Source organism: Nostoc sp. CALU 1950, assembly GCF_051172895.1.
Taxonomy (GTDB): Bacteria; Cyanobacteriota; Cyanobacteriia; order Cyanobacteriales; family Nostocaceae; genus Nostoc; species Nostoc edaphicum_A.
This window is the reverse complement of the sequence record NZ_JBDNJQ010000070.1, coordinates 1-14,435: the sequence shown is the minus strand read 5'-3', so window position 1 is coordinate 14,435 and position 14,435 is coordinate 1. Positions and strand designations below refer to the sequence as shown.

At 44.2% G+C, this 14,435-nt stretch carries 10 protein-coding genes and 1 pseudogene; 6 read left to right on the top strand and 5 right to left on the bottom strand.

The window, feature by feature from the left end; genetic code table 11:
• A complete protein-coding gene (locus ABF638_RS19495; RefSeq protein WP_435024651.1) occupies positions 1-2,355 on the bottom strand; it encodes a ribonuclease R family protein in 2,355 nt (784 codons plus the stop codon).
• A gap of 977 nt (positions 2,356-3,332) precedes the next feature.
• On the opposite strand from ABF638_RS19495, the gene ABF638_RS19490 reads away from it, so the two are divergent.
• The gene (locus tag ABF638_RS19490) at positions 3,333-4,220 is read left to right on the top strand and encodes a hypothetical protein (RefSeq protein WP_435024650.1); all 888 of its coding nucleotides are present in this window, start codon (positions 3,333-3,335) and stop codon (positions 4,218-4,220) included.
• Positions 4,221-4,373: 153 nt separating this feature from the next.
• Here ABF638_RS19490 and clpP read toward each other — a convergent pair whose 3' ends face one another.
• Positions 4,374-4,985, bottom strand: a complete 612-nt coding sequence (gene clpP / locus ABF638_RS19485) for an ATP-dependent Clp endopeptidase proteolytic subunit ClpP (RefSeq protein ID WP_335197050.1) — start codon at positions 4,983-4,985, stop codon at positions 4,374-4,376.
• 479 nt (positions 4,986-5,464) lie between these two features.
• Here clpP and ABF638_RS19480 point away from each other — a divergent pair, with 479 nt between their 5' ends.
• The 5 genes and pseudogenes from ABF638_RS19480 to ABF638_RS19460 all read left to right on the top strand — a co-directional run.
• The gene (locus tag ABF638_RS19480; RefSeq protein ID WP_435024649.1) at positions 5,465-5,620 is read left to right on the top strand and encodes a hypothetical protein; all 156 of its coding nucleotides are present in this window, start codon (positions 5,465-5,467) and stop codon (positions 5,618-5,620) included.
• Between the two features lie 283 nt (positions 5,621-5,903).
• Positions 5,904-7,961, top strand: a complete 2,058-nt coding sequence (locus ABF638_RS19475; RefSeq protein WP_435024648.1) for a thioredoxin domain-containing protein — start codon at positions 5,904-5,906, stop codon at positions 7,959-7,961.
• A gap of 375 nt (positions 7,962-8,336) precedes the next feature.
• A complete protein-coding gene (locus tag ABF638_RS19470) occupies positions 8,337-8,957 on the top strand; it encodes a molybdenum cofactor guanylyltransferase (RefSeq protein WP_435024647.1) in 621 nt (206 codons plus the stop codon).
• A gap of 35 nt (positions 8,958-8,992) precedes the next feature.
• Positions 8,993-9,964 carry an alpha/beta fold hydrolase gene (locus ABF638_RS19465; protein ID WP_435024646.1) on the top strand — a complete coding sequence of 324 codons (972 nt, stop codon included), beginning with the start codon at positions 8,993-8,995 and terminating at the stop codon, positions 9,962-9,964.
• A gap of 61 nt (positions 9,965-10,025) precedes the next feature.
• A pseudogene (locus ABF638_RS19460) lies at positions 10,026-10,163 on the top strand (hypothetical protein); the annotation flags it as partial.
• 49 nt (positions 10,164-10,212) lie between these two features.
• Here ABF638_RS19460 and ABF638_RS19455 read toward each other — a convergent pair.
• The 3 genes from ABF638_RS19455 to cofH all read right to left on the bottom strand — a co-directional run bounded on the left by ABF638_RS19455 (position 10,213) and on the right by cofH (position 14,124).
• Positions 10,213-11,715: a family 10 glycosylhydrolase gene (locus ABF638_RS19455; RefSeq protein WP_435024676.1), complete on the bottom strand. Its 1,503-nt coding sequence runs from the start codon at positions 11,713-11,715 to the stop codon at positions 10,213-10,215.
• Between the two features lie 706 nt (positions 11,716-12,421).
• Positions 12,422-12,826, bottom strand: a complete 405-nt coding sequence (gene psb27, locus ABF638_RS19450; RefSeq protein WP_181929408.1) for a photosystem II protein Psb27 — start codon at positions 12,824-12,826, stop codon at positions 12,422-12,424.
• Positions 12,827-12,978: 152 nt separating this feature from the next.
• Entirely contained in the window at positions 12,979-14,124 is a 1,146-nt protein-coding gene (gene cofH, locus ABF638_RS19445) for a 7,8-didemethyl-8-hydroxy-5-deazariboflavin synthase subunit CofH (RefSeq protein ID WP_435024645.1), read from the bottom strand.
• Between the last annotated feature and the right edge of the window lie 311 nt (positions 14,125-14,435).

Below are 14,435 nucleotides of genomic sequence, written 5' to 3'. Positions count from 1 at the left end.
TTACTCATCCTCTGAGTAAGGGTCTAGGTCATCAGGATCAATGTCATTTGGTAAGTAGAGGTCTGAAAGCTCCTCACGAGAATCATTGCCAGTCAAACCTTTGGCTACACCATCGCTGCCGACTGTTACCAAATCAATTTGTTGACGGTAGTAATCGACACTCTTAACTTGGACGGCAACGCGATCGCCTAATCTATAAGAAGCGCGATTTTTGCGCCCAAATAGTGCCTGTTGTCTGGCGCGATATTCGTACCAATCGTCTTTGAGAGAACTGACGTGTACCAATCCTTCTACCCGCAAAGGCACACCAGGATTACTGCTGGATTCTACCTCGGCGGCTGGTACTTCAATTTCCACAAAGAAACCGTAGGATTGAACCCCGGTAATTACGCCTTGAAATACCTGACCGATGCGCTGCTTCATCAGTTGGGCTTTTTGCAGTCCGGCTAAATCAGCTTCAGCTTCTTGGACTTCTTTTTCTCGGTCGTTGATTTGGACAATTACCCTAGTTAAATCGCTTTGGAGTTCTTGTTGCAATTCTGGGGGTAAAACGTTCCAGTTAATTTCCTCGTGGCTGGAGGAGTGGCGCAGGTTAACGCGCTCTCTGACACGGGTATTGCGGCGATCTCGTCCGTTTTCGAGTAGCGTGTAATACACTCTTTGCATCAGCAAATCTGGGTAACGCCGTAAGGGAGCGCTAAAGTGGACATATTGCGGTAGTGCTAGACCAAAGTGAGATCCTTTGGTGGTACTGTACGCAGACGGCTTAAGTGTATCTTGTAATAAGTAAGTAAGAACTTGCTCAGAAGGAGATTCCGCAAAAGCTGTGGTCAAATGTTGATAATCTAAGGGTTGGATATCGACTTCTGCATCTAATGTGAGGTCAACGCCTAAATTGACTGCCAATTTCAGCATTTCCTGAACATCTTCAACATCGGGTGTACCTTGGACTCGCCAGATAGCGGGAACACCAAGAGCATTTAAGTGAGTTGCGAACAGTTGGTTAACTAGCAGCACTAACTCTGTGAGTAGCGATCGCACTGGTAAATCATTCACCACCACAGCGCCTAAAATCCCCTCATCATAATAGGCGTTTTGGCTCGGCGGCAGATTTAACTGGAGGCTACCACGATTCAACCGTACCTGTTTGACGGCTATTTGCAAGGCTTGGAGGTCTTGCAGGATTTGGGAAACCTGTGATGATTTATCTTGAGCTTCTCCTGTAAGAATTGCTTGGGCTTGTTCTGTACTCAGTGCAGTCTCTACGTTGATCACACTGGGTTGAATTTCCCATTCCAGCACTTCTCCCGATTGGGGATCAATGGTAATTAAAAAAGAGATGGTTAAGCGATCGCTCCCAGGTACTAAAGAACAGCGTTCTGCCACCAGTGGAGGCAAAATTGGCAGCACTAATTCTCCCAGATACACTGATTTACCTCGTTTGAGAGCTTCTCTATCTAGGGCTTCGTCAGGTTGGACATAGTGAGAAACATCAGTGATATGAACGCCCAACAGCCAATTTCCGGCTAAGTTTTTTTCTAAACTAAAAGCGTTTTCTATAACTTTGGTATCGCCATTTACCCCTTCAATGGTGAGAGTAAACAAATTACGCAAATCCAGCCGATTTTTCAGGTCTGCTTTGAGCAGCTTTTTGGGTAACCTGGTAGCTGCTTCGAGGACATTATCTGGAAAAGTCCGGGAAAGGTCGTGTTTGCACGTAACTAAATCTATATCAGCAGCAGCTTCGGCATCGCTGCCGAGAATTTGCACCACTCGACCGAGGGGAGGATATTGTGCCAACGGATAACGCAAAACTTCCACATGAACCAGGTGATCGATCGCTTCTTCCAGCTTTGCCTCATTAGGTTGAATCTTGAGTTCAAACAGCAATCGATCATCTAAAGGCACCGCTCGGAAACCAGTTTCCACCTGCTTAATTCGTGCCAGTAAAGTGTGGTTAGAACGTTCGAGAATCAGCTTCACCTCCCCTTCGGGAGAGCGACGGCGGCTGCCTTCCTTGAGAACTCTAACCAAAACGCGATCGCCATTCCAAGCATTACTCAGATGACTTTCGCGGATGTAAATATCCTCAGCTCCTTCCACATCTTGAATAGCAAAGCAAAAGCCTTTACTAGAACAACGGAGTTTTGCCTCAATGATTCCGTCTTCTGATATACGGCGGTACTTGCCCCGTTCCTTCACTAAAATACCGATTTTTTCAAGAACATCTAAGGCAATGTGAAGTTTTTGTAAACTTTTTTCATCTTCACAGCCAAGTTTCTTTTCTAAAACCTTCCGAGCTACCAATTTATCATCGGTGAAATTGGCAAGGAGTGTAGCGATTGAAAATTCCATGCAGTGAACCGACCTTTGGTCAAAACATCATTTTTTGTTTAATCTGGTTCTTTTCTGTATACCCTCACGGCTTACAGAAACAAGTTGGAAACGAATTGCCCAGAGGCAAGGCTTCCTAAGTTCCAAGGAAAGGAAGCCCGACCCAGCAAGAGCGAAGTAACTACTCCCGCAGTTCCGAGCAAAGGAAGCCGACCCACGGACAACTCTGGGCGTCTACGAACTTCTCACTGCACGATGCTCTCAGAATTCGCTTGCGTTTAAGTCCCTTCACTTAACCAAACTTAAGATTACACGCCTGATTCAAATTTAGCCCCGCTAGGTAATTACGCGACGGGTTTTTGAGAAGCTGGGTTTAGAGAATCCATACTGCCCAAAAGCGCTATGCAGGGGAGCCACTGCCATCTTGGGGTCACCCCAAGTGGAGGAGGCAGTGCGGTCTTGGGGTCTCCCCAAGTGGAGCAACTGCCGTCAAGTGACGTGGAAACTACAGGTGTTTGATTGTCTAGAGTGAAGGTAATTTTACGCCATTAGACTCTGATTTTTAACTAGGAGGAACTGCTGGTGAACCCAATTGTCCCACATGTAGAATCGGTAACAATTAGGTGAGCAGCTAATAAGCAGTGAGGGCGAACCTTATCTTCATTATTGTAGATTTAGAGCGCACTTCCAGAAAATAGTTCTAGATAATGAGTTGGGTCATCAGTATAGCATTGCAGGCAAGACTACCCAGGTAAGTTAGCACTAGCCAAAATTTTCGTCAAAAAACAGCTACTGCTACAATTGGGACACAAGGCAAAGCAAGAATATTACTTTAAAAGGGACTGGGGATTAGGGATTGGTGATTAGGGATTAGGTATTAGAGATTAGGTATTAGGATTAAAATAATTCTTTCCCAGTTTACTAGTTCCCAATTCTCAGTCCCCAATCCCCAGTCCCCAGTCCCCAGTCCCCAACAGATTTAGATTGGTAGCAGTATTATGTTGGCTCAATTCCAGAGCTTGTATCCCAAGGGCAGTTTGATTTCTGAATTAGTGCAGATTTTTCAAGGAAAATATATTGTCCGGGTAAGCGTGCAAATTGAAGGCGTAACCCGTGCTACGGGTATGGCAGCGGCAGAAACAGTAGAAGCAGCAGAAGACCAAGCCAGAACTAGGGCGCTGATAGTTTTGGGTATTACAAATGCGCCACCAGAATCAGTGGCATTTACCTCAAATCCAATTTCCCCAGTACAGCAAAACCCTCCCTTGAACCCCAAAGGTGGATTGAATGAGTCTGCTGCCTATTCTCCTGCAAAAGATGGAGATTTTGTTAGTAGTCAGTGGCCACCAGTTAGCGACAAAGAAATATTTATACCGCCTTCCAAAGGACGGAACATTAAACCAGAAGTAGTAACAAGCAGTAACGAACAGTACGAGTACAGCAATACTGCACCCCTAACAAGCGATACCTATAGCCAGGATTTAAATCAAAACTTTCCTATTACCCCCAATCGGGAGCTAGAATTTGATCCTCCAGTTGAAAAATTGGAAATAACCTTTGATAACCAGGTGGAAAATCAAACCTTTCCAGCAATTTCTGCCAATAATGTCACACCATTTACACCCCGGAGTTACAGCCCTCAAGAGGATGTCCCTACCCCTTCAGGAACAGGAAAGAGAAAGAAGAAAGCTGAACCCGTGGATTTATCGGATGTCATTGCTAAAACAGATGTCGAACTTCAGCGTTTAGGCTGGACACCAGAACAGGGACGGGAGCATCTGATTAAAACTTACGGTAAGCGAGGGCGCACTTTGCTAACTGAAGAAGAATTGCACGGATTCCTCAAATTCCTTCAATCTGAGCCAGACCCAATAGCGGGATTTTGATTTGTCATTTGTCATTGGTCATTTGTTCAAATCGGTATTAAGTACTTGAGCAGGCTACCCATTTCAAAAATAACCCCTCTTTATTTATGAAGAGGGGTTATTTTTGGGGTTTAAGGGAATTAAAAGTGGTAAATCACCATTTAATCGTGATTATTAATTAACAGCAGCAACTGCTGGACGGCTACCAGCGGCGTGACGGTCAATCACTTGGTCAATTAAGCCATAATCCCTGGCTTCTTCTGGCGACATAAAAAAGTCACGTTCAGTATCTTCAGCAATCCGCTCAATTGGTTGACCTGTATGTTCAGCTAAATAGTCGTTTAGCCGCCGCTTGTGGTAAAGAATTTCCCGCGCCTGAATTTCAATATCAGTCGCCTGTCCTTGAGCACCCCCTAAAGGCTGATGAATCATAATCCGAGAATGGGGTAGACTCATTCGTTTACCCTTAGCACCTGCACTGAGGAGGAAAGCGCCCATGCTCGCCGCCAATCCGGTACAAATTGTACAGACATCAGGGCGAATGTGTTTCATAGTGTCAAAAATGCCCATACCAGCCGTCACCGAACCACCGGGAGAATTGATGTACATATAAATGTCTTTCTCCGGGTCTTCAGCATCCAAATACAGCAGTTGGGCAACAATCAAGTTAGCAATGTTGTTGTCAACCTGTTGTCCCAAAAAGATGATGCGCTCACGTAACAGCCGTGAGTAGATGTCAAAGGCGCGTTCACCTCGACCCGATTGTTCAATAACGATAGGAATCATGGAAGCGTGTTTGTGGCTACTTTAAATACATTTTATCGGTGACAGCACGAAACTGGGGTTTATCTCTACTGTTCTCAGCTAGATAGAAGCAAATCTTTCCTATTCTGCTTGATCAAACAAGGGAGCAAAAGCACATTTTGCAATAGATTCAACCTTTAAGGGCACTTTTTAGTGTTAAAAGCTGTCTAAGAGAATATCCCGGTTTAGGGAAGAACTGATTAAAAAACTCCAACTCTCGCCATCTCATGTTTCGGCCTTTGCTGCACAACCTTGGCGATGTGTGTGATTAGACCGATAACCGAAATCCGACTTGCTTAGGGAATTATATTAAATATTCAGTAACATTTTAAACATTTTTTTATAATTTCCCTCAGCAATTATCAAGTTATTTTTGTTAGATTCGGTAAATCGATAGTACGAGGTGTATTTAGAATAACCAGTCCTACTTGAAATGCTATCCACTCAGAGAGAGACGTGCCATGCTGGAAAAACTTGTACAAGCCGCCATCATCACCTTCTTGCTCCACCTGATAGCAGGACTTAGCCCAAATACTTTAATTCAGACAAAGACAGCATCATCTGTGCGAGAAACGCCACCAAATATTGTTAGCTTGCTATTGCGAACTTTTCAGTAAAAATGTTTCATAAGTTGCACAGTTGTAAGTAAGTCGGTGCAAATAAACCTAACCATATAAAGATAATTTCCTTGTAGTCGGCGCTTTAACACTAAAACATTGATTACAAACTCGGAATTTTTTACACCAACTTACTTAGGCGATATCAAAAAGATGCATTGCTACCTCCTACCCAAGGGGTAATTTGCGCGTAGGGTTTCTTGCTTATGTACATAGCCATCTCGGCTAACACTCCTGGGAACAGGATAGACTGAGCAAAGAAGGCAACTACTTGCATTTGAACATGACTAATCGCCTTGCTGAAGCTAAGAGCCTCTATCTCCGCAAACACGCCGAAAACCCCATTGATTGGTGGCCTTGGTGTGACGAAGCGCTTGCAACTGCAAGGGCGCAAAATAAAACGATTTTTCTCTCCATTGGCTACTCTAGTTGCCACTGGTGTACTGTCATGGAAGGCGAAGCTTTTTCTGATATTGCGATCGCTGACTACATGAATGCCAATTATCTTCCCATCAAAGTTGACAGGGAAGAAAGACCTGACCTCGATAGCATCTATATGCAAGCTTTGCAGATGATGAGCGGTCAAGGAGGTTGGCCTTTAAATATTTTTCTTTCCCCAGAAGATTTAGTGCCGTTTTACGCTGGTACTTATTTCCCTGTAGACCCGCGCTATGGTCGTCCGGGATTTTTGCAGGTGTTGCAAGCGCTTCGCCGTTATTACGATACAGAAAAAGAAGATTTACAGCAACGCAAAGCCCTAATTATTGAGTCTCTGCTCACATCTGCGGTATTGCAAGACGATACAACAACGGAGCTTGAAGACCATGAATTACTCCGCCAAGGTTGGGAAACCAGTACGGGTGTAATTGCCCCTAGTCAATCCGGTAATAGTTTTCCGATGATCCCCTACACAGAATTAGCACTGCGGGGAAGTCGATTTAATTTTGAATCTCGCTATGATGGCAAGCAAGTTTGTACCCAGCGGGGACTAGACTTAGCACTGGGAGGCATTTATGACCATGTAGGTGGTGGTTTTCATCGTTATACTGTTGACCCGACTTGGACAGTTCCCCATTTTGAAAAGATGCTCTACGACAATGGACAGATTGTGGAGTATCTAGCCTCTTTATGGAGTACAGGAATACAAGAACCAGCGTTTGAGAGGGCGGTTGCTGGTACTGTACAATGGCTGAAGCGGGAAATGACCGCGCCTGAAGGTTACTTCTATGCTGCTCAAGATGCCGACAGCTTCACTGATCCCACGGCGGTAGAACCAGAAGAAGGAACTTTTTATGTCTGGAGTTACAGTGAACTACAACAACTATTAACGCCTGAAGAATTAACGGAATTAGAACAGCAGTTTACGGTGACGCCTAACGGTAACTTTGAAGGACGCAATGTTTTGCAAAGACGCTATGCAGGTCAACTGAGTGCAACACTGGAAGCGGCACTGAAAAAGCTGTTTACGGTTCGTTATGGCGTTAGTTCTGAGTCACTAGAAACTTTTCCCCCAGCTCGTAACAACCAAGAAGCAAAAACCACTAACTGGCCAGGTCGCATTCCCTCGGTGACAGATACGAAGATGATTGTCGCCTGGAATAGCTTAATGATTTCTGGGCTGGCTAGGGCTGCTGGAGTGTTCCGACAACCGTTATATCTAGAATTAGCAGCACGAGCCGCAAATTTTATCTTGGAAAATCAGTTTGTAGATGGGCGTTTCCAGAGACTTAACTATCAAGGAGAAGCGACCATTTTAGCTCAGTCTGAAGATTATGCTTTGTTTATTAAAGCTCTGCTAGATTTACAAGCTTCCAACCCTGAGCAGAAGCAATGGTTAGAAAGTGCGATCGCTATCCAAGATGAATTTAACGAATTTCTCTGGAGTGTAGAGTTAGGAGGTTACAATAACACATCAAGTGATTCTAGTCAAGATTTAATTGTCAGAGAGCGCAGTTACGCTGATAATGCTACACCGTCAGCCAATGGAATTGCGATCGCTAATCTTGTCCGTCTCACCCTACTCACTGATAATCTAGATTATTTAGATTTAGCGGAACTTGGTTTGAAAGCTTTTAAGAGTGTGATGCATCGCGCTCCTCAAGCTTGTCCCAGCTTGTTTACAGCTTTGGATTGGTATCGTAACTCTACTTTGATTCGCAGCACCACTGAGCAAATAAACTCTTTGATCCCCAAGTATTTGCCGGTGGCTGCGTTTGCTATCACATCTGATTTACCAGAGGGAAGCGTGGGGTTAGTTTGCCAAGGTTTGAAGTGCCTGGCACCAGCAGAAAATGTAGAGCATTTATTGCAGCAAGTCGAGAAAAGTCAGGTGAGGGCGTGAAATCGCTCTCAAGAAGGGATTAAATACTCAATATTCTCATTGAGATCCTCAATCGCCAGGGGTTATAAACCCCTGGCTAATAGCTTAAGTCCTCTTTTAGAGGACTTAACAAGAATTTTAGTCCATTTCAATTGGCATTCTAGCCCGCCAAGACTCGAAGTGCAAAGCTAGTCCACTCAAGTGGACTGAAACTCTTTGTTAGTCTTTTTTAGAAGACTTTCGCTATTAGCCTTAGAATTCATTCTGAGGCGGTTGTTGGGATTGATGCAAGATGTCAGTTTCAATGGACTTTGGCTATTAGCCAGCGATTTAAATCGCTGGCGAGTGATGCACACAAGTGCAAAATATATTTCTAACCTATATTTTTTTTGACGAATGACTATTAACTCATGTAGCAAATTAACCGCCATTGTATTAGCAGGCGGTAAAAGTTCTCGCATGGGTCAAGATAAAGCCTTGATTCCCATTCAAGGGATGCCATTGTTACAGCGAGTTTGTGGGATTGCTCGAAGCTGTGCTGATGTTGTTTATGTAGTGACTCCCTGGCCGGAACGCTATCAAAACTTACTTTTGCCTGGTTGCCAATTTATTCGGGAAATACCTTTATCTGAAGAATCTCTAGCCCACGGGCCTTTAGTTGGATTTGCTCAAGGACTAGCTGAAGTGCAAACAGAATGGGTATTACTGCTAGCTTGCGATTTACCGAGATTGCGGGTTGAGGTGTTGCAAGATTGGGTAACTAGACTCGATAGCGTGGGGGATAATGCGATCGCAGCTTTAGCTTGTCATCCTAAAGGCTGGGAACCTCTGTGTGGTTTTTATCGCCGTCGCTGTTTGCCACAACTTCTAGAGTTTATCAATCAAGGAGGGCGATCGTTTCAACAGTGGCTTCGGCAATACCCTGTAGAAGTTTTGCCCTTAGCAGAACCCGAAATACTGTTTAACTGTAATACACCAGAGGACTTGGCTTTAAATTCAGAGTATAAAAAATGCTAGTCTTTAACCACTAGTTCACTTTTATATCATGTACCATGCCTATTTACGGGCCAGATGCGATTAATTTTGACGGTGTAAATGGTCATCGCTATTGGTTTCAAGAGCCTTTTTCTTATACTGGGGTAGCTGATATTGATGAACGATTAAGTGGCTTTCCGGTTGCTGTTTTTTTACCACATAATCGAGCCGCACAAGATACGCCTTTGGTGATTGGTTTACAAGGGATGAGCGCCCCCTATGGCTGGAACGCTTTCATTGTATCGACACTGACACAGATGGGCATAGCTGTAGCTTTGTTCGATACACCCTTGGCTGGTGAGCGTAGCTTGGTGCGTACCTTTACGGCTATGGCAGATCGTGAGATTAAGCCTTTAATTGACAGGGGTATCTCATTTGACACTGAGTTACTCCTGTGCTTATTTCGCAGAACAGCGGCTGATATTGCCAGAGTACGTGACTTTTGTGGCGATCGCTATGCCCTCAATAATCGCAAATTAGCATTATTCGGCGTCAGCATGGGAGTTTTACAAGCCGCTTATGCCTTTACTGCTGATGGTATTGGGGAGCGGCTATTGGGTGCGATCGGTCATGCCGATCTCCAGTCCTTTGCCAAAAGTTGGGGCTACTTAGTCTTACCAGATTTAGCAGCTTCTCCCTTGGGTGGAGTAGCAGAAGTACTCTTGGAACGAGTGCAACCGAATCTAAAACCCGTAGTTAAGCTTTTACAATTAGCCAAAAATCTGAAATACCCCGATGGATATGCTCAGGCGTGCAACCCCATGACCTACATTGAGCGGGTACAACCTCCGCGTCGGGTTCGCTTTCTAGTGGGCGCTAGCGATCCGATGGTTAGTGTTAAAGATGCCCGTGCTTGCGCTGGGCGCTTTCTGGATGGTAGCTGTTATGTTGTTCCTGGTATGGGACATGGCAGCCACAAATGGGGGCCATTATTCGTAGACCATGTGCGCTATTTCCTCGCGACGCAATTGAGTGATTGGCAAAATTGAAATCTGGTAAAGAAACTGAGTTTCCTTAGCACATCAGGTTCAGTTATGGCAAGGTGAAGTCCACATCCCTGGCATCTATGACCTTGAAGTTGATACCTCGTTGTTAAGTCCGGGTGCGTGTGCCGAAGTGATACGCCAGCACCTCGCAGGTAGTCCGTCACCGTCGGCATTCCAACGGCTTACTGCACACTATACTTAAGCTGTAGTTATGACTTGTTTACTCCTTTTTCACTATTTCTGCAAGGAATCTACTTGACTCGACAGAATTTGCGATCGTTATCATGCTGAGGGTATTGCCAAGAATAGGCAAAATGGCTGACTCCCTTTAATTGGGGAGAAAATTTGCGAAGTGCTTGCATTTGCGCTTCTAGGGATGGACGATTACTGATCGATTCTCCCCATTTGCCGGCTAAAGCTGGGATGACTTGAGTACCCGGTTTAGTCATACTCAAAACTCGCTGTACTTGCGCCACAATACAACTAACGTTACCGCAAGTCCCATAAGCCATAGGATGCCACTCTAATGTAGTGGGGAATCGATCCCAAGGTTGCAAACGAGAATCATACCCTTGTCCCACAGTTTGATTCCCATCGGGGAAAAACACCACTCCTGTGGAAATACCTTGCTGCTTTGCTGGGTAACTAGCTATGGTGACAAAATCTAGAATTCCTTGCATAGCGTGGGCAACAGTAAGCTGCCACAACTCCCATTGTAAAAGTGGTTGTCTATCGGTTGCAGACCGGATTGATTTTTGCGCTGGTGTGGTAATACGTCCTTGCCAGAGGGGTTCTCCTTCCTGGGGATAAAGTTTATCGACTTCCGTTATATCTGTGCCAGTGACGAATCCCTTCCTCAAAAAGCGGCGAATTAAGTCCAACCCTTTATAATTTTGTGCCCGTTTAAATAAAGCTTCTTGGATTGCGGGACTAAAGAGCCATAAATCTGAAACTTTGGTGGCGATAGAATCACTTCCAGCTTGTCGAGGATAACGCACGTAGTCCAATAGCAAGCCATCTGGGCGACGACGCAAAACTTCTTGTACTAATTGGTAATAATCGCGTTTCGCTTGCGTGTTGTAGGGGTCGATAAATAGTTGAGAACCGTTATCTACGACATATAGGCTCGTTTGACCTTTGCCATTACGAGCGATCGCTTCTTCTCTATCTGGTCGCTGGGCGTAAGTATAGCCGAAATTTGTCGTAAACATCCAGGCATAGACCTTCAAACCGCGTTCTCGACCTTTTTTTATTGCTGTGGCGAGTATATCGATGTTTTCTGCTCCTGGAGTGCGAATCACAGAAGGCCAAGCCGTCGGGTTAGCTGTTGCTGGTAATAATACCTGCCCGTCGTAAAATACTTCTAAATAAACTTGGTTATAGCCACGGTTAACAATCCGATCCATAACCTGATCAATTGCTCCTGGCTGAATGTCACAAGGATACAAGCGCAACCAGAGGGCTTGGACTTGCGGCCAAGTCCGAGTGCGGCAATTCTTTAATTCCTGTGCTTGTTTTTGTAATATATTTTGGTAACGCGTTTGAGCATTTTGGTTGCCTTTGAGGGCTGATAAACGTAAGTTTTCTTTTTCTTGCGCCGCCGCTGATGATAACTGACAATACTCAGTTACTTGCGCCCTTGCTGGTTGACTCCCAAAGTTGGGAAGCAAAGAACTACTAGTAAAAACAACAGCGAATAGGCGCCGCCAAAATAATAATGTTGATCTTCCAACGTTCAAGGGACGGTTAGACATACCTACCAGTAGATGAACACAATAATTAATCATTGACCCCAACCAAGATAATTAGGGGCAACGTGTATCAAATTATATATAAGAATCCTAAATGATATGTGAAAAATTTTAAGTAATGTTAGATATGACTGTGCTTCACATATCCAGGTTTTGGTACGTAAAGCCTACCCTACATATATTTCAAAAATCAAATAGGAGTTCTATAGTTAACTTGTAAGGGTTTTGAAACCTATCTTTTCAAGACTCCCAAAAGCATATTTGTGTTGCCGTATTTTTATGGAAAAACATGAAGAGTGCTGTTAGCGGTAGCGGTGCGTTGAGCCAGTGCTGAGTTGAAGGAACGCCCACAAGGGGAGTTGCTCTTACCAAGTATTGAGTACTTCTTAGATTCACTAAGTACTCATCGCTAAGTTTGGTAAATGCATAAATGGCAGTATAAAAAACCTGAATAGAGAGTAAGTTTAGTCTGCTATTGGGTAAGTAATGCTTCTACCTTAGTTAGTGAAAATCTATCAAAACGAGTAATATTTTTTAACCAATAATATCCTGGTTTTAGCTAAGAGAGTGTCAATTAATTTAGTGAAAATTAGTGAAAAATCTAAAATTCAGGTTTATATCAAGTTGACAAAGTACTTCATCATCAGGGATCAGGAGTCAAAACTTTTGACTCCTGACTCTTGATGATTGAGTAGGCAATGGTTAATAGTTAACCGCCACGATTCAATGCCGTCTCTACCTGCTGTAACTCTTTCTCTAGACGATTTTTGAGTTTTTCGGGTACGGGACGGTTTGGGTAAGAACTGTAATGTCCAGCCAGGGAATTGAGGGCTGTTCGTATGGTTGTAAAGGAGCCAAGACCAGAAACAGAGTTAGCCCGTTGGTAACGAGCTGAAAAGTCATTTATTTTTTGACGCGCTTCTGCTTGAATTGCTGCTTTGTCTGGCGAATCTTCTGATAGTTCTAAAGCTTGTCTCATGATATTGACTACAGCCAAGGTGTCTTGGCGATAATCTCCACTTAAACTATCTGGACTACCAGAACAGCCCATTAAGCCGATAGCTACAACCAAAACCAGTGCAAGCAAACGCGACCAATAGCGCTTCATATGCATTAAGTAAAAGAATACGTAAATCAACGTCCATCCTATCTTGGATTGGTAACTTGGGGATCAATTGAGTGCTGAGTGGGGAGTGGGGAGATGAGGGAGATGAGGGAGATGAGGGAGATAGGGGAGATAAATGACAAATGACCAATGACAAATGACTAATGACTAATGACTTTTTGATAAAGAGTCTCCCGTTGTTGGTAAGGTCGTCCTAAAGATGCGATCGCAGCTTGCAAGGTTTCTACTTCCATACACGTACCACCCAAAGCACCGGCCATTGTGGTAATGTGTTCCTCCATCAATGTGCCACCGATATCGTTGCAACCCCAAACTAAGGCTTCCGTCGCACCTGCAAGCCCCAGTTTTACCCAACTCTGCTGATGGTTAGGAATCCAATTACCTAAGTAAATCCGCGCCACAGCGCCTAAGAGCAGTGCATCACTCAAAACTGGTTGATCGCGTCCCACACGGCGACGTAAGGATTTGGGCGCTTCTTGCCCAACGAAGGGTAACAAAATAAACTCTGTGATCCTTGCTGGATATCCCTGATTGATGGCAGTTTTTTGGAGCGATCGCAATTTTTCTAAATGCCCGATTTGCTGTTCGTGGGTTTCAATATGCCCAGATAGCATGGTGCTAGTAGTATGCAATCCTAATTTATGAGCAGTACTGACAATTTTTAGCCAAGTGGCTGTATTAATCTTCTCTGGACATAGTATTCGCCTTACTTCATCGTCTAACACTTCCGCTGCTGTTCCCGGCATTGAGCCAACACCAGCATCGCGCAAAGCAGTAATCACATCAGCATACTCAAGTCCGTCAAGTCTGGCGATAAATTGCACTTCCTGGGGAGAGAATGCGTGGAGATGTATCTGGGGAAATTCCTGTTTAATCGTTTCTACGACCTTGAGATAATAGGGCAAAGATTTGCCATTTATCAGTGCTTGCGGATTTAATCCCCCCTGCATACAGATTTCCGTCGCACCTCGCCGCACCGCATCTGTCGCTTTTTCCAAAATTTGCGCCGAATCTAGCCAGTATGCATCGGTATCACCATCATCTCGACGAAAAGCACAAAAACTACAGTGCTGCTCACAAATGTTAGTAAAGTTGATATTACGGTTAATTATATAGGTGACAGTATCGCCTGACTGTGTTTGGCGGAGTGTATCGGATGTAGTACGTATTGCTGCGATCGCCTCCAAGTCAGTTTGTTGTAACAATACCACTCCCTCTTCGGGAGATAAGTCGTACCCCATCAAGGCACGTTCCAGAATCTTTTCAACAGCAATTTTTGTGAGCATTACTTTCTTAATTTCTGAGTAAATCTTAATTTTATCAACAATAATTCAGAACTCAGGAGCGGAACCGGAGACTCCGAAAGCTCCGGTCAGAATTCAGTATGAATGAGATTCCATGTGAGCGATAAATATTGTTTTAAAATCTCACCAAATTGTTGGCGAAACTAGTATTAAATATTTTTCTTTAATAACAACTAAGAATGCTCATTTTGCCAAGCATCCAAAATTCCTTTAGAGTATGTTTGAAAAGTCCTCTTGCTGGTAGCAAAACGTTCTAGATCCCCCTAAATCCCCCTTAAAAAGGGGGACTTTAA